The organism is Candidatus Methylobacter oryzae (assembly GCF_003994235.2).
Classification (GTDB): Bacteria; Pseudomonadota; Gammaproteobacteria; order Methylococcales; family Methylomonadaceae; genus Methylobacter_A; species Methylobacter_A oryzae.
Genome location: NZ_RYFG02000121.1, coordinates 169,699 through 187,924 on the forward strand (window position 1 = coordinate 169,699; position 18,226 = coordinate 187,924).

The window sequence follows — 18,226 nt, forward strand, 5'->3', positions numbered from 1 at the left end:
AGATGGTGCACGGATGAGACGGATTGCCGCAAGATTGCCTGGAACAATCGCGGCTGACTGCCAAGGATGGTGGGAATGCCGCAAGATTGCCTGGAACAATCGCGGCTGACTGCCAAGGATGGTGGGAATGCCGCAAGATTGCTTGGAGCAATCGCGGCCACCACATCCTTGTGGCTTAGCAACGCAGGAGCAGTTGCCGAGGCGGCACGGATTTTTACGAGGCTAACTTCTTATCCGTGCCAATCCGTAAAAATCCGTGGTATCCATGTTCTCTTTTTATTGCCGCTCATTAAAGTGTAAAGCCGTAACCGGATTGATATAATGACAGCCGAATTTGTAGTCCGAAACTGGAATGCCTGGGCGCCAGGAATAAGCAGCCGTGAAGACTGGTTAAAATTCCAGGTTTTTGCCGAACAGCAAAAAGCGGCGATACCGGCCGCGGTTCCGAAAACACTGCAACGCCGCTTAAGCCCGTTGGCCCGGGCGGTCTTTAATGCCGCGGACGGTTGTGTCGATAATGCGTTGCCGATAGTGTTCAGCTCCGCCCATGGCGAAGTTAACAAATCGTTGGAGATGCTCAAAAGCATGCAAAAAGGCGAGGAAGTATCGCCGACGGCGTTTAGCCTGTCCGTGCATAATGCTATATCGGGTTTGTTTTCGATGGCTTATGACTATCATCGGGAAATTACCGTGATCGCGCCGGGCCAGGACGGCATTGCCCCGGCATTTATTGAAGCGTTGGGGATTTTGCAGGAAGGCCGGGCCGAGCAGGTGCTGATCGTTTTTTACGATGAACCGTTATCGGATTTTTACCCGTCGTTGCCGTTTGCGTTGAATGCGCCTGCCGTTTGCGCGTTGGCTTTAAAAATATCTTTAACCGGGAGTGGCTTGCCGTTGCAACTTAACAGAACATCAGCCCATCGCGACGATGGCGAGCATGCTTTACAGATATTTTCATTTATCGAGTTTCTTGTTGCCGATGAGCAATCGTTGGTGCTGGGCAATCACAGACACAGCTGGGAATGGTTCAAAAAGTAGCGGCAAAATTAAGCTATGGCTGGCGTCTTTTCGCAACGGCCATCAGCTTTTTTAGTTTCGGCGTCGGCGGTTTATTGCTGTGGATAGCGGTGTTTCCGCTGTTGTCGCTGTTGCCCGGCAATTCCCGGCAAAAAATCAGCCGCGGGCAAAAAACGGTCAGTTACAGTTTTTATTTCTTCATCGGCTTGATGCACAGGCTCGGCGTGATGACTTACGACATCGACGGTCTTGAGAAGCTTAACCGGCCCGGCCAGTTGATTATCGCGAACCATCCGACACTGGTCGATATTGTGTTCTTGATCAGCCGGATCAAACAGGCCAGTTGCATTGTCAAAGCCGGATTGTTCCATAACCCGTTCATGCGCGGGCCGATCCTGAACGCGGGATACATCAGCAACGGCGATCCCGAGCAGATGATAGCCGACTGCGTTGCCTGGTTGCGTTCCGGCGGATCGATGATTATTTTTCCGGAGGGAACGCGGTCGATTCCGGGCCAACCTTATCATTTCCAGCGCGGCGCGGCGGCGATTGCGTTACAGGCCAATGCAATCGTGACGCCGGTGACGCTGACCTGCACGCCGAGCACGTTAACCAAAGCCGAGCGCTGGTACCAAATCCCCGAGCGCCGCTTTCATCTGACCATGCATGTCGGCGACGATATTCAATTGCATGAGTTTACTAGGATTAGTCCGAAATCGGTGGCTGTCCGCCGCTTTACGCATTATCAGCAAGATTATTTCACTCAACAAAGAGAGCTTTATCAGCACGATGGAAAATGAATTAAAACAACTTATTATCGATACGCTGGACTTGGAAGACATCGGCGTCGCGGACATAGACAGCCATGCCCCGTTGTTTAACGACGGTTTGGGGCTGGATTCTATCGACGCGCTGGAACTGGGTTTGGCTATCCGTAAAAAATACAACGTCAAGATCGATGCCGAAAAAGAAGACGTGGTGAAGATTTTCGCGTCGGTTGCAACGCTGGCCGATTACATTCAAGCGGCACGTGGTTGAGGCGGTTATGATAAAGGAGCGCGAAGAAATTTTAACGGCCATCAGGGAAATTATGGTCGAGATGTTTGAAATGGACGAGCAGGCAATTACGCTGGAAGCGAAGCTGTATGAAGACCTGGATTTCGACAGCATCGATGCGGTGGACATGATCGTCAAGCTGAAAGAAATGACCGGCAAGGCGATTAAAGCCGACGATTTTAAAACGGCCAGAACCATAGGCGACGTGGTCGAGGCGGTTTATAAGATGGTTAATGATTGATGACGGTTGTGTTGCTAGTTCCCATGCTCCAGCTTGGGAATTCGGTGCGGGAAGTTCTCGCTTTTTCTCGTTCCCACGCGCCGCGTGGGAATGCAGTCTAAGGCGCGCTGCGCCGCGAAGGATTAAACGCAATGGGCCGTAGCCGCTACAGAATCTGCGATGAAAAAGCGCCGCATTTTTTAACCTGCACCGTGCTGAACTGGATACCGTTATTCACCCGGCCGGAAACCGCGGGCATCGTCTTGGACGCATTACGTTACCGGCAAGAGCAACTCGGTTGGCAAATATACGGCTACGTCATCCTTGAAAACCACTTGCATATGATTGTGCAAACCGAAAATCTGGCTACGGAATTGCCGGGCTTCAAATCCTACACGGCCCGTCAACTGATAGACCATCTGAAAGAATGTCATGCCGACCGCTTATTGCGGCAGTTGGCGTTTTTCCGTAAGGAATACAAGCGCGAGGATAGAGATTATCAATGCTGGGAAGAAGGATCTCATCCGCAGTTGATTGAAAACGAACAGGTGCTTCGGCAGAAACTGGATTATATTCATCAAAATCCGGTTAAACGCGGATATGTCGATAAAGCTGAACATTGGCGGTATTCCAGCGCTAGGGATTATGCGGGGAGTGTTGGGTTGATTCCTGTTTTTAAGGATTGGTTATGATTCGCGGCGTAGCGCGCCTTAGCACTGCGTTCCCACGCAGCGCGTGGGAACGAGTGAAACTAGCGCTTCTCGCGTCCTTGTGCCGCCTGAGATAAAGATGCGCTTGCTCGTAAACGGCATAATGGGCCTATCGACCTTGCTATACCCGCTGGCGGTTTTTTTCGGCAGGCAACACTTCGAGCCCTGGAAAATAGCGGCGTTATTGATCGTATTGCTGTTGGTCAGGTTGGCGGCCAGTTATTCGCTTAAACACTGGAGCACGCCGTTATTGATCGGCGGCATCGCTTATTGCCTGTTCGCGATATGGATCAATCAACTGGATGCGCTGCTGTTTTACCCGATTCTGGTCAACGCCCTGATGCTGCTGATTTTCGGCTGGAGCCTGTTCTCTCCGCCCAGTTTGATTGAGCGCCTGGCGCGTTTACAGCATCCCGATTTACCGCCGGAAGGCGTGATTTATACCCGCCGCGTGACGCAAGTCTGGTGCGGTTTTTTTATTATCAACGGCGCTCTGGCCTCGGTAACCGCCTTTTGGTGCAGCCTGGAAGTCTGGAGTTTATACAACGGTTTGATCGCCTACGTACTGATGGGCGTTTTGTTCGCCGCCGAATACCTGGTCAGGATCAGAACCCAGAAACATGTCAGATAAGTTGTTGCCGCTATCCCACTGTTTAATCGAGCAAAGGCCAAGCGATACGCCGCTTGCCTATCATGCCGGGCAGCTTTATTCGTCCGGGCAATTTATAAACGCGGTTGAATATTGGGCCGGCAAATTGCAAGCGCAACCGTATTCTCATTATGCATTGTACACTGAAGATGCCTATCCGTTTGCGGTGTTGCTGTTTGCGTTGCTGCATGCGGGCAAGCAAATTTGGATACCCGGCAATAACCGTCCCGGCACGGCCGGGCAATTAGAACAAGACTGCCAATTGCTGGGCGATTGGCAAGACGGCGAGAGCTTCGATTATTGTCTGGACGCATCGGCTGACGCCGGCCGGCCTTTATCGCCGTTAAACCCTTTGGCCCGGCAACTGGTTATTTTTACTTCCGGTTCTACCGGGCAAGCCAAACCGATAGTGAAATGCCTGAACCAGTTCCAACTTGAAATCGTCACCTTGGAAAAATATTGGGGCGAACAACTCGGCGATGCGGAGGCGCTGGCAACGGTCAGCCATCAGCATATCTACGGCTTGCTGTTTCGCGTGCTGTGGCCGTTGTCGGCAGGGCGGTGTTTTCATAGCCAGGCTTATATCAATCCGGAAACTCTGGTGAATGCCGTCCGACACGGCCCGGCTTACTGGATTGCCAGCCCTGCGCATTTAAAGCGCCTGGACCGGCAGTCGCCTTGGGACGGCATTCGCGGTTTAAAGGCGATTTTCAGTTCCGGCGGCGCGTTGCCGGAGAGCGCGGCACAGCAGATAGCCGCCGACAGCGGGCAGAGCGTGATTGAAGTTTACGGCAGTTCCGAAACCGGCGGCATTGCTTGGCGCCGGCAAAACCGGGTTTGGACGTTGTTTGAAGGTATGAAGTTAAGTTTTGTTGACGATAAATGTTTGCTGCACTCGCCGTATCTACAATCCGGAGATTTGCAATTGGACGATCAAATCACGCTGCTCGACGACGGCCGCTTCATGCTGAACGGACGTTCGGACCGTATCGTTAAAATCGAAGAAAAACGCCTGTCGCTGGCCGAGCTGGAACAGCGCCTGGTCAACGAAGCGTGCATAGACGATGCGCATGCGCTGGTCTTCAATAGAAATAGGGACGTCGTTGCGGTAGCCATTGTGCTCAGCCCGCAAGGAAAGGAACAGTTGCAAAGCCAAGGCAGACATAAGTTCATCCAGCAGCTGCGCAAGGCGCTGGCATCGTGGTTCGAAGCCGTCGTGCTGCCGAGAAAATGGTTGTTTGTCAACGCGATACCGTTAACGCAGCAAGGAAAAGTCCAGCAGCTGTTGTTGAAAACCTTGTTGGACATCGACAGCAAAAAGCTTCCCCAGGCGTTGAATCTTGAAATGAGTGGAGACAACATCCGGCTTGATATTAAAGTGCCGGAAGACTTGTTGTATTTTCCGGATCATTTTATGGATTACCCGATTCTACCGGGCGTCGTGCAACTGGCTTGGGTCGAACATTTCGGCAAACTGTTCTTCGCTATCGATAAACCGTTCTCGCATTTGGAAGTGGTTAAATTTACCCAACTGATCAGGCCCGGCGATGACTTAACGCTGGTCCTCGATTGGAAAGCCGATTCGGGAAAACTGTATTTTAATTTCAGCACGGAACGCGAGTCGCACAGTTCCGGGCGTATCGTCTACGGCGGCAACGCATGAAAGCCTGCGTCGTCATTCCGGTTTACAACCATGAGGCCGCGATTCCGCAGGTGCTGGCCAAATTGAAACGCTTCGGCATTCCAACTTTCCTGGTCAACGACGGCAGTTCGGCGTTGTGTTCGCAAGTTCTGGCGGATTGCGCCGAGCGCGAAGCGGATTGGCTGACGCTGATCAACCGCCCGGAAAACGGCGGCAAAGGTGCGGCGGTGCTGGACGGATTTAAAGCCGCGCAAGCCGGGGGATTCAGCCATGCAATCCAGATCGATGCCGACGGGCAGCATGATCTGAACGATATTCCGGCGTTTATTGAGGCGGGGAGGCAGCATCCCGAATCCTTGATTCTAGGCCAACCGTTGTTCGACAGCAGCGCGCCGAAGAGCCGGGTTTACGGCCGCCGCATCGCCAACCTGTGGGTATGGATTAACACCTTGTCGTTTGCGGTTGCTGACAGCATGTGCGGCTTTCGCCTGTATCCTTTGAATGCGGCCGCGGAACTGGCCAAAAGCGTGCGGATAGCCCGCGGCATGGATTTCGACATCGACATTCTGGTGCGCCTGTATTGGCAGGGTGTCGATGTAATCAACATGCCGACTCGGGTTAATTATCCTTACGACGGCGTATCGCATTTCAAGCTATGGCAAGATAACGCCAGGATTTCAAAGGCGCATGCGAAACTGTTTTTCGGCATGTTGTTGCGTATTCCGCAATTGCTGGGCAGGCGGCTGCGATGAGTTTGAATAGGTCAAGTAGTCCACGAAAGGCACGAAAAACACGAAAACTAGCACCGTTGAAATTTTCGTGCTTTTTGTGGACGCTATAAACTTTCTATGATGAACAAATCTTCGCATTGGTCGGCGATGGGCGAGTGGAGCGTGATTTGGGGCATGCGCTTTTTGCTGCGCGTTTACCTGTTGTTCGGCCGTACTGTGTTGCAGTGTTTTTTGTATCCGGTCGTCAGTTATTACTGGCTTGCGAACAAGCCGGGCAGGGCAGCCAGCCGCGCCTATCTAAAGCGCGTTGCGGCACTCTCGCCGGCATCGGGTTTGCACGGCAACCTCCGCGACAGCTACCGGCACTTCATCAGCTTCGCGAATGCGATTATCGACAAACTGGCCGCATGGTCCGGCGCGTTGTCGCTGTCCGACGTCGATTACCATGGGCGCGATAGCTTGCTGGCCCAGATCAGGACCGGCAAAGGCGCGATCCTGTTGGGCTCGCATTTAGGCAATCTTGAAGTCTGCCGGGTGCTTGCGGATATGGATGAAGCGGTCCGTATCAACGTGCTGGTTCATACCAAACATGCCGAAAAATTCAATGACCTGCTCAAGCAAACCAACCGGAACAGCGGTTTAAACCTGATCCAGGTCACCGAAGTCAGCGCGGCCACGTCAATGATGCTCAGCGATAAAATCGACAACGGCGAGTTGGTCGTTATTACCGCGGACCGGACGCCGGTCAGCCCGAATCCGCGCGTGAGCCGGGCCAAATTCCTGGGCGCGGACGCACTGTTTCCGCAAGGCCCGTTTATCTTGGCCTCGTTGCTGAAATGCCCGGTTTATGCGCTGTTCTGCTTGAAGCAAAACGGCAAGCAGGTAATCTATTTTGAGCGTTTTAGCGATCTGTTGACGTTTCCGAGAAAAAACCGCGAGCAAGCCCTGCAACAAACCGTTCAGCGTTATGCCGAACGGCTGGAGCATTATTGTTTAATGGAACCGTTACAATGGTTTAACTTTTTCGATTTTTGGCAAGTGAATGAACAGTAAAAATAGCGTGGTTTTCGACGGCCAGCCGCTGACAATTGAAGCGATTTGCCGGATAGCCAACAGGCAAGTCCAGGTCCAGTTAAGCAAGCAACCTAAATTTATCGAGCGCATCAACAAAGGCGCGCGCTTTATCGATGCGTTGTTGAAAGAAGAAGGTTTTGTCTACGGCGTAACGACCGGTTACGGCGAATCCTGCACCGTATCGATTCCGCTGAACCTGGTCGAGCAACTGCCGAAGCAGCTTTACACCTTCCACGGTTGCGGCATGGGCGATTATTTTGACGAAGAGCAAACGCGCGCGATACTGGCCGCGCGCCTGACCAGCCTGGCGCGCGGTTATTCCGGCGTCCGTTACAAGCTATTGCAGCAATTGGCTGAATTATTAAAGAAGGACATCCTGCCGTTGATTCCGCAGGAAGGTTCCGTCGGCGCCAGCGGCGATTTGACGCCGTTGTCTTATGTCGCCGCCGTGCTGGCCGGCGAGCGCGACGTGCTGTATCAAGGCGAGCGTTTGGCTACGGAAGCCGTTTTCGCCAAATTGAAAATCGAGCCTTTGACGCTAAAACCGAAAGAAGGCTTGGCGATCATGAACGGCACGGCCGCGATGACAGGCATCGCCTGTCTGGCTTACCAACGCGCCGAATATTTATCCAGGCTGGCGACGCGTATCACCAGCTTGGCGTTGCTCGCATTGAACGGCAATGCCTACCATTTTGACGAACGCTTGTTTTCGGTTAAGCCGCATCCGGGTCAAAACCGCGTCGCCGAGCGGATACGTGCGGATTTGCAATTGCGCCGTAGCGCGCCGCGCCACGACACACGTTTGCAGGATAGATATTCGTTGCGTTGCGCGCCGCATATCATCGGCGTACTGGAAGATTCGTTGCCGTGGCTCAGGCAGTTTATCGAAAACGAATTGAACAGCGCCAACGACAACCCGATCATCGACGCCGAAAGCGAGCGCGTGCTGCATGGCGGCCATTTTTACGGCGGCCATATTGCGTTTGCGATGGATTCGCTGAAGACGGCGGTAGCCAATCTGGCCGACTTGATGGACCGGCAAATGGCGCAGTTGATGGACCCTAAATTCAATAACGGCCTGCCGGCGAACCTGTCCGGCGCGACCGGAGAGCAGGCGTTGTTGAGTCACGGCTTTAAAGCCTTGCAAATCGCCGTGTCGGCCTGGACGGCCGAAGCGCTTAAGCTGACGATGCCGGCCAGCGTATTTTCACGCTCGACCGAATGCCACAACCAGGACAAAGTCAGCATGGGCACGATAGCGGCCAGGGATTGCATCCGCATTTTGGAATTGACCGAACAGGTTGCGGTCGCGGTGTTGCTTGCGGTGGTCCAGGGTGTTGAACTGCGGGGTAACGTGGATAAAGCTGAGTTGAGCAGCTTGTCTGCTCAAACCCTACTTATACCCTCTGGGTATAAATTAAGCCCGGCTTTGCAAAAAACTGTCGAGCAGGTGAGGGAACATAGCCCGTTTTTGGGCGCTGACCGGGCCTTGGAGCAGGAATTAAGAATGTGTTTACAGCTGGTGCGGAAACAGCATTGGGATTTGTACGATTCCTCGTCGCGATAATTTAGTTCAACATGCCTGCGGTCTTATTATCTTCTTTAGCAACATTCAACAAATGGAGTTAACAAAATGACAAAACAGCGTTCGGCAAGGCAATTTTGCACCGCTCATGACACCGCGTATCGACTGTCGGAACTGGAACCGCTAGCGTTCGAGCCAGCCACGGATTTTTCGATCCCCGCCGTGTTCATAGACACTGGCGTTAAGTTCCAGGAAATTCAGGGCTTCGGCGGCGCTTTTACCGAAGCGGCGGCGGTCACGCTGGACAAAATGCCGCCCGACTTGCGCCAGGAAATTCTGCAAGCCTATTTCTCGCCGGACACCGGCAATGCTTACAGTTTATGCCGAACCCATATCAATAGCTGCGATTTCTCGCTGGGCAATTATGCCTATACCGAAGTGGACGGCGACGTCGAGCTTAAGCATTTCAGCATCGAGCACGACCGGCAAGCGCTGATTCCGATGATCCGCGAAGCCATTGATTTGTCCTGCGGCAAATTAAAACTGTTCGCTTCGCCGTGGAGCCCGCCGGCCTGGATGAAAACCAACGGCATGATGAACCAAGGCGGCAAGCTCAAGCCGGAATACCGCCAAGCCTGGGCCGATTATTATGTCCGCTACATTCAGGAATACCGAAAAGAGGGCATAGCGATTTGGGGGCTGACCGTGCAAAACGAGCCGGAAGCCACGCAAACCTGGGATTCGTGCATTTATACCGGCGAAGAAGAACGCGATTTCGTCAAGGATTATTTGGGACCGACGCTGCACGCTGCCGGAATGAGCGATGTTAACGTGATCGTCTGGGACCACAATCGCGATCGCTTGTTCGAGCGCGCCAAGGCCGTGCTGGACGATCCGAAAGCCGCGCAATACGTCTGGGGCGTCGGCTTTCATTGGTATTGCGGCGACCATTTCGACAACGTGCAACTGACCCACGACGCCTATCCCGACAAACACCTGATTTTCACCGAAGGTTGCCAGGAAGCCGGGCCGCATCTGGGGTTGTGGGATACCGGCGAGCGTTACGCCCGGTCGATCATCAACGATCTTAACCGCTGGACAGAAGCCTGGGTCGATTGGAACCTGGTTCTGGATCAAACCGGCGGCCCCAACCATGTCGGCAATTTTTGCAGCGCGCCTATCATTGCCGATACCGAAGCCGGGGAAATACATTATCAAAGCTCTTATTACTACATCGGCCATTTTTCCCGCTTCATCCGGCCGGGAGCTCGCCGGGTGGCTTGCGCGAAAACCCTGGACAGCCTTGAGGCAAGCGCATTTTTGAATAGCGACGGGACAGTGGCAGTCGTGGTTTTGAACCGCACCGGGCAGGCGATTGACTTCGTGTTAAAGAGCGAGGGACTACAGGCTAAAACTTCAGCGCCGGCTCGCGGGATTAAGACTTTTGTTTTTTGATCATTGCCGGGCGGATTACTGGCACGTTGGATAACTTAGAAAAATTACAATAATGAGCGATTTCAATTTTGCCGGCTTAATGCCAAACGATCCGCCAAACGAATCCGATTCGGACTTGCCGATCTTATTCCAAGACGAATTCCTGGTAGCCATCAATAAACCGGCAGGATTGTTAGTGCACAGGTCGGAAATCGACCGCCATGAAACGCGCTTTGCGGTGCAATTGTTGCGCGACCAACTGGGACAAAAAGTATTCCCGTTGCATCGACTGGACAAACCCACGGCCGGCGTATTGGTGTTTGCGCTGAATCCGGAGATTGCCCGGAAAATGATGACGATCTTCATGGCCGACAGCATCGAAAAAACCTATCTGGCCGTCGTGCGCGGTTACAGCGCCGAGCAGGCGATAATCGATTATCCGCTACAAGAACAACTGGATAAAATGACCGACCGCTTGGCGCAACAGGATAAAGCCGCCCAGACCGCGATTACCCATTACCGGCGTCTTGCCACCGTGGAACTGCCGTTCGCGGTGGGCCGCTACCCGACCAGCCGTTATTCGTTATTGCAGCTTTCGCCGAAAACCGGCCGCAAACACCAACTGCGCCGGCATTTAAAGCATATTTTTCATCCGATTATCGGCGACACCACGCACGGCGATGGTAAGCACAACGATTTTTTCCGGCAGCAGTTGAATTGTAGACAACTGTTGCTGGCCTCGACCCGGCTCGGTTTTCCGCATCCTGTTACCGGGCAACGGCTGGAAATTCAAGCGCCGCTGGATGCAGGGTTTGGGCGGATTGTGACGGGGCTTGATTGGAATATGGATGGCTATGGCAAAATTGCCTGATTCTTTATAAATTAAGGAGTGTCTTGATGCCTGTTATAAGCCGGTTTCTTGGAATAATCATCGTCATGTATTGGGATGATCATGCGCCACCACATTTTCATGCAAAATATAGTGAGTATGAAATTACCGTCAATATCCTAACAGGCGTGGTGGAAGGTAAGTTCCCCAAGCGGGCATTACATCATGTCCTTGAATGGTATGAATTACACCAAGAAGAATTAATAGAAAACTGGGAGCTTTGCCAAAAGGACGAAGCGCCAAAAGCAATAAAACCTCTGGAGTAAGAATAATGTTTCTTCATGTGACCAATGCAAAGTATTTGGAAGACTATAAAGTAGAAGTGTCTTTTAACGATGGCCGAAAAGGCATAGCTGACTTAACTGACGCCTTGAAAGGGGCAATGTTTGAGCCTTTAAAAAATAAATCGTTGTTTTCAAATCTAGTTGTCGATGAAGAGCTGGAAACGATTGTTTGGTCGAATGGTGCTGACTTAGCCCCTGAATATATTTATTTCCAAGCTTTTAAAAACGAACCGGAATTACAGCGGCAATTTAAGCAATGGGGGTATTTAAGCTGACAGTACGGCCTTGGTGTTTCTATTTGATTGAGGTTTTTAAATGTTGGGCATAAAAAACATGCCCGATCTACCGTGCTAACTGGATATTTTTCATTGTCGATTGAGTTAGAAAACTAGTATTCTTGTTTTTTGTCAGAAGGAATTTATTTTGTGGGAAAAGATAATAAGACGCGCAGAGCAGAAAAAAAGAACCGGAAAATAAAAAAGCTCAAGAAGTTAAAGGCCCAACAGAAACATAGATCTATTACACAATCTAGCCAATCATCGCCTGTGTTTACTATGTTCGATAATCCTTTTGATCATCTAACTGATGATCAAAGAAAAGATCTGATTAGGGGAATAAGTGAGACCCATAAAAAGGGATTTTATGAATCACTGAATATTATTCAGGATTTATTAAAAACACATGACCCAATTAACTTACTAGCAATAATTTCCGGGTATGGTTTGAGTGTAGGAGCTGGTGATGCAGGAGTTCAATCTAATGAGGGACATGCGCTAATAACACAATCACATGCCGAAATGCTTCAAGCATTGTTTTTACAAATACCAAAGCACGATTGGGGAACAAATCCAGTAACACCCAATGTGGTTCAGAAAGGATTCGATACATTAGCCGAATTAGGTAGAGCCTTTTCCTTCAGTCACATGGATAGCGGCCGTCTAGATGCTAGCGCAAAAGATAAAGCTATTGATAGCATTCAATTTTTGGTTAGGAGCAATACGCAAACCGTCAGGAATTGGGGGTATTATTCTCAGGTATTTAATATTTCAACGGAGTTATATAGTTACTTTGATGAAATATTGCTTGATAAGCTTGGATTTAGCGCTACCAATATTATAGAAACTTTCAATTCCATGCTCAGGACGATGGAAAATTCTTTGACGGAAAGGCATGTCATATTAAGCAAACTTAAAGCGATCAAAAAACCAAAAGAATTAATCTTAAAATATCATGAGCTCATTGGGCAGGGACAAGAGGAAGCCGATCAGTTTTATAAAGTAAATGGCATTTCAAAACTCTCAATAAAGAGTTTGTTTTTAATGCTTTGGGGTCATTATGATCTTAGAATGTCAGACTCTTTTTATTTCACGGTAGAGGCAGTCTCATCCAAGACTGGAATTGATTCTGAAATCACCAAGTTAGTGTTAGATTATTTTTCATATTCCCCTGGAGATTTAGAAACTCATAAAACCGAATTTTTATTTCTTGATAACCCAGTGTGGAATAAACCCATCATAAAGGATGAAAAAGCGTATTTTTGTCCTATGCCACAATTATTTTTTAGTTTTGTGCTTTCGTCACTGGATGAACTTATTGAAAAAATTGATAAAGATAAGCTTCATGATAGAAGAGCAAACTATCTGGAAGAGAAAATTGAAGAAATAGTAAAGCGCCGATTTCCCGAAGCTTTAACGGTATCGTGTGTTAAATGGCGCGTAGCCGAAAGACAGTTTGAAACAGATTTAATAACCTTTATTGATTCGCATGCAATCATAATTGAGGCAAAGGCCCACAAGATAAGTAAGTCAGCTTTGAGAGGTGCTCCTGACAGGATTAAGCGCCACATCAAGGAGATATTAGTAGAGCCAAGCGTTCAATCTAAGCGCTTAGAAAACCGGTTAAATGAACTCAGATTGGACGCAACTATCAGTGATGAGCTGAGGGATAAATTACCCGTTGATCTAAGTGGCATACATAAAGTTCTGCGAGTTTCCGTATCTTTAGAGGATTTTGCCTCCCTTCAGGCAAACTTCAGCAGATTTGTTGATACCGAATGGTTACCAGAAGATTTTTACCCATGCCCAACGATGAACTTGGCGGATTTCGAGACCTTGTTCGATTTCTTGGAGCATCCTGTGCAAATAATCCATTATCTTCAGCGTCGAACCGAACTAGAAAGGCATGTTAGCTTCCTAGGCGATGAGCTGGATTTTATGGGGCTATATGAAATGACACTCTTTAATTTGGGAAGCATGCAGTCTGAAAATAGAACCGAAATTATAATTACGGAGATGTCAGCTCCTCTTGATAAGTATTATAGATCGAGGGATGAAGGAATAATTATTGAAAAGCCAAGGCCAAAAATTTCTAAACTGTTTAATGATATTTTTCGTAAACTTGAAGAACGATCCACTCCTCAATGGACTGAGATTGGTGTTCTGCTGAATATGTTTTCACCTAATGACCAATTGAAATTAGCTTCTGCTGTTGAGGTGCTTAAAAAAGGTGTTAATAGAACATGGCAAATGGAAGGTCATAAAAATGCAATAATTTATGTTCCTCCTGATGCATCGGAATATGCGCTTGCTTATGTTTTATTTAAGAATGGCAATGCACACAGACGGTATGAGTTTATAGAAAATGCAGCAGCGTCAGGGCTTGAGCCTGCGCATGTAAAAAGTTGTTTAGTCATCGCAAAGAATATCGATCAAGATGATCGTCCATATCACTATATTTCACTGTGTAAATCGTCCGACGATTGAGCCCTCATCAATTGCAAACCTTAGACTTTTTGCGTTGCATTATGTCTATAGTCTTTACTCAACTGAGACAGGCTAAAGGAAAAATTAATGTTTAACAGAAGTCTGTACGCAATTCGCGTACAATAAAGCCATGCGAGCCTTGTTCGTTGAACTACCCGCTTTCTCACGCTACCGTCAGAATCATCTGGACGACAAAGCATTCCGCGCTTTGCAGTCCGTACTATTGGCCAACCCGGAAATAGGTGATGTTATTGAAGGCACGGGCGGCCTGCGTAAGATGCGGCAGGGCGATCTACGGCGCGGCAAAGGCAAACGCGGCGGTTTGCGGATTATTTATTTCTGGTGGGAAACAGGCAGGCAATTTTGGTTATTCACCCTGTACGATAAAAACGAACTCGACGATCTGTCGCCTACTGAACGTAAGGCGCTAAAAGACATGTTGAAACGGGAATTGGAGGCAAGACGATGAAAAGAAATCTGTTCGATGAGCTAAGTGAAGGTTTTGATGCCTTGGCGGAGCAGCGTCAAGGCAAGCGCACGTTGAGAACTCATGAAGTTGAAATGAAGCCGGCTCCGGAATTAGCTGCCGCGGAACTGGTGGCTTTGCGGGAGCGCCTGCATTTGTCTCGGGCGGTGTTCGCCCGTTATTTGCGAACTAATCCGCGCACTTTGGAAAATTAGGAGCAAGGGCGAGCCAAGCCCAATGCCCAAGCGGCGTTGCTGATTCGGTTGGTATCGTCCTATCCGGACACTCTAGAACGCTTGGGGCAAATTTAAATAGATACCGCTCCATTGCTGTAATTAGTTTCACCGATTAAACTGTGCGAGAGACCTTACTTCACCGGAAATCAAATAGTAGAGTATCAATCTGGATTCACATAAATCTAAGGAGGCGTCAAAAATGCACCCTTTTATTCATCAACACCAGCCCGCTATCGCTGAACTCTGCCGACGCTATCGCGTGCAACGGCTTGAAGTGTTCGGTTCAGCCGCGCGGGGAACCGATTTCGTTCCGGAAAGCAGCGATGCCGATTTTCTGGTGGAGTTCTCGCCGTCTGCCGATAGCCCTACGTTAAAGGCTTTTTTTGGATTACAAGCCGATTTGTCGCAAATTCTGGGGCGCACTGTTGATCTGGCGGAAGCCTCCGCTCTGCGTAATCCCTATGTTCAAGCCAGTATCAATCAAAGCCGCGAAGTCGTCTATGCAGCGTGATCCGCGTGCTTATCTTTGGGATACAAGGGAGGCTGCCGCAGCAATACTGGAATTCGTGGGGGGCAAAACTTTCGAGGACTACACCAATGACCGGTTATTGCGTTCCGCCGTTGAGCGCCAGTTTGAAATCATCGGAGAGGCGCTTAATCAACTCTGCAAAATTGAGCCGCAATGGGCCGAGCGCATTCCCGATGTGCCTCAAATCATCGCGTTTCGTAACGTGCTGATTCATGGTTACGCCTCGGTTAACGATCTGACGGTTTGGCGTACTATTGATGAATCGCTGCCGACACTATACGAAACCGTGACCGGCTTGCTGGATGATGCGTGAGGATTATAAGGCTTGCATTCGCACCGATTAATCAAATCACGACTATTTCCCGCTTATCAATAACTTCTCCTATAACGCAGAATGCTGAAAGGTACGCACAGTGTACCCTACGAGACTGTATTTTATGGTTGAAAAACTAAATCGGCTCACATGAACTACCAACCGCCCTATACCATCACCCCAGCCATCCTGAACTTGGTTGCAGAAATCAGCGAACTGATCGGCCGCTATACGATGTTGGCCGAAAAAAACCTGACGCCGCGCCTGCGCCGGGAAAACAGGATTCGCACGATTCAAGCTTCGCTGGCTATTGAAAACAATACGCTGACCTTGGAACAAGTAACTGCGGTGATTGACGGCAAACGCGTGCTGGGTCTGCCGCGCGAAATTCAAGAAGTCCGCAACGCTTTTGCCGCCTATGAGGCGATGGATAATTGGCATCCGGCTTCCGAAGCCGATTTGCTGGCAGCGCACAGTTTGCTGATGTCGATGTTGGTTGACCGGCCGGGAGTATTTCGTTCCGGCGGTGTCGGCATATTTCGAGGCGAGCATCTGGTGCATATGGCGCCGCCCGCCGACCGTGTGCCTTATTTGATGGCCGATTTACTGGATTGGCTGAAACGCAGCGAAGAGCATCCGTTAATCGGCAGTTGCCTGTTTCATTACGAACTGGAATTTATTCATCCTTTCGCCGACGGCAACGGTCGCATGGGGCGATTATGGCAAACGCTGATTCTTCGTCAATGGAAACCCTTGCTGGGTTATTTGCCGGTAGAAACCGTCATTCGCGAACGCCAGAACGAGTATTACCGAGCGCTGGCCGAAGCGGATGAGCGCGCCGATGCCGCGCCGTTTGTCGAGTTCATGTTGCAAGCCATGCGAGATGCTATGCGCGAAGCGGGTGATACCGATCAAGTAAGCGACCAAGTAAGCGACCAAGTAAAAATGCTGCTTGAGGCCATTGGCAACGACGAACTGAGCGGTTCCGAGCTGATGAAGGCATTGGGCTTGTCCCACCGTCCGACTTTCAGGGCAAACTACCTAAACCCTGCCATGGAAGGCGGCTGGCTTGACCGCACCCAACCCGGTTCTCCTCGAAGCCCGACGCAACGCTACCGCTTATCCGCAAAGGCCAGGACCTGGCTGCAAACCAGGAATGAAGCATGAAGATTACAAGGCTCGCTTCTCACCGCTTAATCAAACCACAATTATTTCCCTCCGGCCAATCACTTCGCCTATAACGCAGGCACTGGCTACACCATTTTGATGCAAAGCGTTTACACACGCTTCCGCCTGATCGAACGGTACTGAAAACAACAGTCCGCCGCTGGTTTGAGGGTCGAACAGCGCAGGAAATTTTTGATTATTCACATCGGTTCCCAGCATCGCGCTTAAAGACCGGTAATTTTCCCCGGCAATAGAAGCGTAATAGCCTTTGGCAAATAATTCCCCAACACCGTCGAATAAGGGTATCGCTTGGTAGTCGATTTTAACGCCGACCTGACCGGTATTTTTACCGATCATCTCAAACGCGTGGCCCAGCAGGCCGAAGCCGGTAATATCGGTGCAACCGGAAACGCTAAAGGATTTGATGATTTTCATCGCGGTTTTGTTGGATTGCAGCATGCTGGAAAGCGCTTGGTCCACCAGTTTGCCGTTGGCTTGGGCCAGCATGTTGGCCGCGAAGATCGCGCCGGTGCCGAGCGGTTTGGTCAGTATCAGCTTGTTTCCGGGCTCTGTGAGCTGTTTTCTTAACACTTGCTCCGGCGCGATTTCGCCCTGGACGGCAAGCGTTATCGCAAGCTCAGCGCCTTCGCCGGTATGGCCGCCGACCAGGGAGACGGCGCTTTTAGTCAGAATATCCAGCACGCCGGACATCAGTTGAAAAATATCTTCCTGCTGAATCTTTTTGTTTGCAGCGCCGAGCGTCAGGCCGACTTGCGCGGTTTTGGCAACGCCGCCCATTGCATAAATGTCGCTTAACGCATGTTGGGCGGCGATTTGCCCCAGCAAGTAAGGGTCCGAAATAAACGCGCGGAATTGATCGAGGCTTTGCAGGCACAGGCTATGCTCGGAAACCTTGGTCAATGCGCAGTCTTCTCCATCCTTGACGCCCAGCAGCACGGCGTCGTTTGTAGGGATGTCCAGCTTGTTCAGGCTCAGCGTTAGCGTGGAAGCTCCAAGCTTGCTGCCGCAGGTATTGCTTTCCCAAGCTTCGGGAACCAGCGTGGTTTTGGGTTTCGGCATGGTTTTATCGAAATGCCGGGGCTTGACGCTGAAAGTCTTGGACTGGAAGCGCTTCATAAAGCGCCTGTCGATTCCGTTGCGGATCGATACCGATGATTTTGGCCTTGATAAAGCGCTGGCCGAGTTCCTCGCAGATGCGTCTTAAATCGAAATGGCATTGTTCATAGGAATAATAGCCGGCCAAATAGCCGGGTATCATGCCGGAGTACGGCGAATGGGTTTGGTCGGATATTAACGTGATCCTAAGCCCGCCAATCGGATTCATGGCCAGCATTTTCAAGACTTGGATGTTGGCATACCCGCCGCCGAGCAAAATCAGGTCTGAAATTATCGGGGTTGGGTTGTTATTGATCATGCAAAGGATTTCCGATAATGAGTCTAGCAAAAAGCATTGTCCACGAAAGACACGAAAAGCACGAAAAAACGTAACGCTCAATAGAAC

At 50.2% G+C, this 18,226-nt stretch carries 23 protein-coding genes; 21 read left to right on the plus strand and 2 right to left on the minus strand.

The annotated features are described in order from the left end of the window. The first annotated feature begins 75 nt into the window (after positions 1–75). The 21 genes from EKO24_RS21535 to EKO24_RS21635 all read left to right on the plus strand — a co-directional run bounded on the left by EKO24_RS21535 (position 76) and on the right by EKO24_RS21635 (position 16,704). The gene (locus tag EKO24_RS21535) at positions 76–300 is read left to right on the plus strand and encodes a hypothetical protein (protein WP_143733302.1); all 225 of its coding nucleotides are present in this window, start codon (positions 76–78) and stop codon (positions 298–300) included. 21 nt (positions 301–321) lie between these two features. Then, positions 322–1,038, plus strand: coding sequence for a beta-ketoacyl synthase chain length factor (locus EKO24_RS21540; protein WP_143733303.1), 717 nt, complete (start codon positions 322–324; stop codon positions 1,036–1,038). After that, a complete protein-coding gene (locus EKO24_RS21545) occupies positions 1,023–1,817 on the plus strand; it encodes a lysophospholipid acyltransferase family protein (RefSeq protein ID WP_143733304.1) in 795 nt (264 codons plus the stop codon). The genes EKO24_RS21540 and EKO24_RS21545 overlap by 16 nt, the downstream gene beginning before the upstream one ends. After that, positions 1,807–2,055 (plus strand): phosphopantetheine-binding protein, encoded by a 249-nt coding sequence (locus EKO24_RS21550; protein ID WP_196240045.1) that lies wholly within the window; start codon positions 1,807–1,809, stop codon positions 2,053–2,055. The genes EKO24_RS21545 and EKO24_RS21550 overlap by 11 nt, the downstream gene beginning before the upstream one ends. Positions 2,056–2,065: 10 nt before the next feature. Then, positions 2,066–2,314 carry an acyl carrier protein gene (locus EKO24_RS21555; RefSeq protein WP_196240048.1) on the plus strand — a complete coding sequence of 83 codons (249 nt, stop codon included), beginning with the start codon at positions 2,066–2,068 and terminating at the stop codon, positions 2,312–2,314. A 131-nt stretch (positions 2,315–2,445) separates the two neighbouring features. Then, complete coding sequence (locus EKO24_RS21560) at positions 2,446–2,985, plus strand: REP-associated tyrosine transposase (RefSeq protein WP_143733306.1); 540 nt, start codon at positions 2,446–2,448, stop codon at positions 2,983–2,985. 97 nt (positions 2,986–3,082) lie between these two features. Then, positions 3,083–3,634 (plus strand): COG4648 family protein, encoded by a 552-nt coding sequence (locus EKO24_RS21565; protein ID WP_143733307.1) that lies wholly within the window; start codon positions 3,083–3,085, stop codon positions 3,632–3,634. Beyond that, on the plus strand, positions 3,624–5,315 hold the full coding sequence (locus EKO24_RS21570; protein WP_143733308.1) for an ApeI family dehydratase: 1,692 nt from the start codon (positions 3,624–3,626) through the stop codon (positions 5,313–5,315). Before EKO24_RS21565 ends, EKO24_RS21570 begins: the two co-directional genes overlap by 11 nt. After that, entirely contained in the window at positions 5,312–6,046 is a 735-nt protein-coding gene (locus EKO24_RS21575) for a glycosyltransferase family 2 protein (protein ID WP_143733309.1), read from the plus strand. Before EKO24_RS21570 ends, EKO24_RS21575 begins: the two co-directional genes overlap by 4 nt. A gap of 96 nt (positions 6,047–6,142) precedes the next feature. Continuing rightward, positions 6,143–7,078: an LpxL/LpxP family acyltransferase gene (locus EKO24_RS21580; RefSeq protein WP_241674762.1), complete on the plus strand. Its 936-nt coding sequence runs from the start codon at positions 6,143–6,145 to the stop codon at positions 7,076–7,078. Then, a complete protein-coding gene (locus EKO24_RS21585; protein ID WP_143733310.1) occupies positions 7,068–8,666 on the plus strand; it encodes an HAL/PAL/TAL family ammonia-lyase in 1,599 nt (532 codons plus the stop codon). Before EKO24_RS21580 ends, EKO24_RS21585 begins: the two co-directional genes overlap by 11 nt. 66 nt (positions 8,667–8,732) lie before the next feature. Then, the gene (locus EKO24_RS21590) at positions 8,733–10,079 is read left to right on the plus strand and encodes a glycoside hydrolase family 30 protein (protein ID WP_143733311.1); all 1,347 of its coding nucleotides are present in this window, start codon (positions 8,733–8,735) and stop codon (positions 10,077–10,079) included. Between the two features lie 52 nt (positions 10,080–10,131). Continuing rightward, complete coding sequence (gene truC / locus EKO24_RS21595; RefSeq protein ID WP_241674763.1) at positions 10,132–10,929, plus strand: tRNA pseudouridine(65) synthase TruC; 798 nt, start codon at positions 10,132–10,134, stop codon at positions 10,927–10,929. Positions 10,930–10,955: 26 nt separating this feature from the next. Further along, positions 10,956–11,213 (plus strand): DUF4160 domain-containing protein, encoded by a 258-nt coding sequence (locus EKO24_RS21600; protein WP_143733312.1) that lies wholly within the window; start codon positions 10,956–10,958, stop codon positions 11,211–11,213. A gap of 5 nt (positions 11,214–11,218) precedes the next feature. Continuing rightward, positions 11,219–11,506, plus strand: a complete 288-nt coding sequence (locus EKO24_RS21605) for a DUF2442 domain-containing protein (protein WP_143733313.1) — start codon at positions 11,219–11,221, stop codon at positions 11,504–11,506. 150 nt (positions 11,507–11,656) lie between these two features. Continuing rightward, a complete protein-coding gene (locus EKO24_RS21610) occupies positions 11,657–13,993 on the plus strand; it encodes a hypothetical protein (RefSeq protein WP_206667327.1) in 2,337 nt (778 codons plus the stop codon). A gap of 130 nt (positions 13,994–14,123) precedes the next feature. After that, complete coding sequence (locus EKO24_RS21615) at positions 14,124–14,462, plus strand: type II toxin-antitoxin system RelE/ParE family toxin (protein ID WP_143733314.1); 339 nt, start codon at positions 14,124–14,126, stop codon at positions 14,460–14,462. Further along, positions 14,459–14,674: a helix-turn-helix domain-containing protein gene (locus tag EKO24_RS21620; RefSeq protein WP_206667328.1), complete on the plus strand. Its 216-nt coding sequence runs from the start codon at positions 14,459–14,461 to the stop codon at positions 14,672–14,674. Before EKO24_RS21615 ends, EKO24_RS21620 begins: the two co-directional genes overlap by 4 nt. 220 nt (positions 14,675–14,894) lie before the next feature. Further along, positions 14,895–15,206, plus strand: coding sequence for a nucleotidyltransferase family protein (locus EKO24_RS21625; RefSeq protein ID WP_143733315.1), 312 nt, complete (start codon positions 14,895–14,897; stop codon positions 15,204–15,206). Next, positions 15,196–15,537: a HepT-like ribonuclease domain-containing protein gene (locus EKO24_RS21630; RefSeq protein ID WP_143733316.1), complete on the plus strand. Its 342-nt coding sequence runs from the start codon at positions 15,196–15,198 to the stop codon at positions 15,535–15,537. Before EKO24_RS21625 ends, EKO24_RS21630 begins: the two co-directional genes overlap by 11 nt. A gap of 150 nt (positions 15,538–15,687) precedes the next feature. Then, the gene (locus EKO24_RS21635) at positions 15,688–16,704 is read left to right on the plus strand and encodes a Fic family protein (protein WP_143733317.1); all 1,017 of its coding nucleotides are present in this window, start codon (positions 15,688–15,690) and stop codon (positions 16,702–16,704) included. 30 nt (positions 16,705–16,734) lie between these two features. Here the strand turns inward: EKO24_RS21635 and selD are convergent, their stop codons facing one another. After that, positions 16,735–17,841, minus strand: a complete 1,107-nt coding sequence (gene selD, locus EKO24_RS21640; RefSeq protein ID WP_241674766.1) for a selenide, water dikinase SelD — start codon at positions 17,839–17,841, stop codon at positions 16,735–16,737. Beyond that, positions 17,789–18,139 (minus strand): NAD(P)/FAD-dependent oxidoreductase, encoded by a 351-nt coding sequence (locus EKO24_RS23340; RefSeq protein ID WP_241674772.1) that lies wholly within the window; start codon positions 18,137–18,139, stop codon positions 17,789–17,791. The genes selD and EKO24_RS23340 overlap by 53 nt, the downstream gene beginning before the upstream one ends. Positions 18,140–18,226: the final 87 nt, after the last annotated feature.

What these genes read in the sequence shown, in the direction of transcription:
- EKO24_RS21580 (WP_241674762.1), top strand. Translation starts at nt 6,143, where the DNA reads ATGATGAACAAATCTTCGCATTGGTCGGCGATGGGCGAGTGGAGCGTG.
- EKO24_RS21630 (WP_143733316.1), top strand. Translation starts at nt 15,196, where the DNA reads ATGCAGCGTGATCCGCGTGCTTATCTTTGGGATACAAGGGAGGCTGCC.
- EKO24_RS21605 (WP_143733313.1), top strand. Translation starts at nt 11,219, where the DNA reads ATGTTTCTTCATGTGACCAATGCAAAGTATTTGGAAGACTATAAAGTA.
- EKO24_RS21600 (WP_143733312.1), top strand. Translation starts at nt 10,956, where the DNA reads ATGCCTGTTATAAGCCGGTTTCTTGGAATAATCATCGTCATGTATTGG.
- EKO24_RS21615 (WP_143733314.1), top strand. Translation starts at nt 14,124, where the DNA reads ATGCGAGCCTTGTTCGTTGAACTACCCGCTTTCTCACGCTACCGTCAG.
- selD (WP_241674766.1), bottom strand. Translation starts at nt 17,841, where the DNA reads ATGAAGCGCTTCCAGTCCAAGACTTTCAGCGTCAAGCCCCGGCATTTC.
- EKO24_RS23340 (WP_241674772.1), bottom strand. Translation starts at nt 18,139, where the DNA reads ATGATCAATAACAACCCAACCCCGATAATTTCAGACCTGATTTTGCTC.
- EKO24_RS21585 (WP_143733310.1), top strand. Translation starts at nt 7,068, where the DNA reads ATGAACAGTAAAAATAGCGTGGTTTTCGACGGCCAGCCGCTGACAATT.
- EKO24_RS21570 (WP_143733308.1), top strand. Translation starts at nt 3,624, where the DNA reads ATGTCAGATAAGTTGTTGCCGCTATCCCACTGTTTAATCGAGCAAAGG.
- EKO24_RS21620 (WP_206667328.1), top strand. Translation starts at nt 14,459, where the DNA reads ATGAAAAGAAATCTGTTCGATGAGCTAAGTGAAGGTTTTGATGCCTTG.
- EKO24_RS21590 (WP_143733311.1), top strand. Translation starts at nt 8,733, where the DNA reads ATGACAAAACAGCGTTCGGCAAGGCAATTTTGCACCGCTCATGACACC.
- EKO24_RS21535 (WP_143733302.1), top strand. Translation starts at nt 76, where the DNA reads ATGCCGCAAGATTGCCTGGAACAATCGCGGCTGACTGCCAAGGATGGT.
- EKO24_RS21565 (WP_143733307.1), top strand. Translation starts at nt 3,083, where the DNA reads ATGCGCTTGCTCGTAAACGGCATAATGGGCCTATCGACCTTGCTATAC.
- EKO24_RS21625 (WP_143733315.1), top strand. Translation starts at nt 14,895, where the DNA reads ATGCACCCTTTTATTCATCAACACCAGCCCGCTATCGCTGAACTCTGC.
- EKO24_RS21550 (WP_196240045.1), top strand. Translation starts at nt 1,807, where the DNA reads ATGGAAAATGAATTAAAACAACTTATTATCGATACGCTGGACTTGGAA.
- EKO24_RS21540 (WP_143733303.1), top strand. Translation starts at nt 322, where the DNA reads ATGACAGCCGAATTTGTAGTCCGAAACTGGAATGCCTGGGCGCCAGGA.
- truC (WP_241674763.1), top strand. Translation starts at nt 10,132, where the DNA reads ATGAGCGATTTCAATTTTGCCGGCTTAATGCCAAACGATCCGCCAAAC.
- EKO24_RS21545 (WP_143733304.1), top strand. Translation starts at nt 1,023, where the DNA reads ATGGTTCAAAAAGTAGCGGCAAAATTAAGCTATGGCTGGCGTCTTTTC.
- EKO24_RS21575 (WP_143733309.1), top strand. Translation starts at nt 5,312, where the DNA reads ATGAAAGCCTGCGTCGTCATTCCGGTTTACAACCATGAGGCCGCGATT.
- EKO24_RS21635 (WP_143733317.1), top strand. Translation starts at nt 15,688, where the DNA reads ATGAACTACCAACCGCCCTATACCATCACCCCAGCCATCCTGAACTTG.
- EKO24_RS21560 (WP_143733306.1), top strand. Translation starts at nt 2,446, where the DNA reads ATGGGCCGTAGCCGCTACAGAATCTGCGATGAAAAAGCGCCGCATTTT.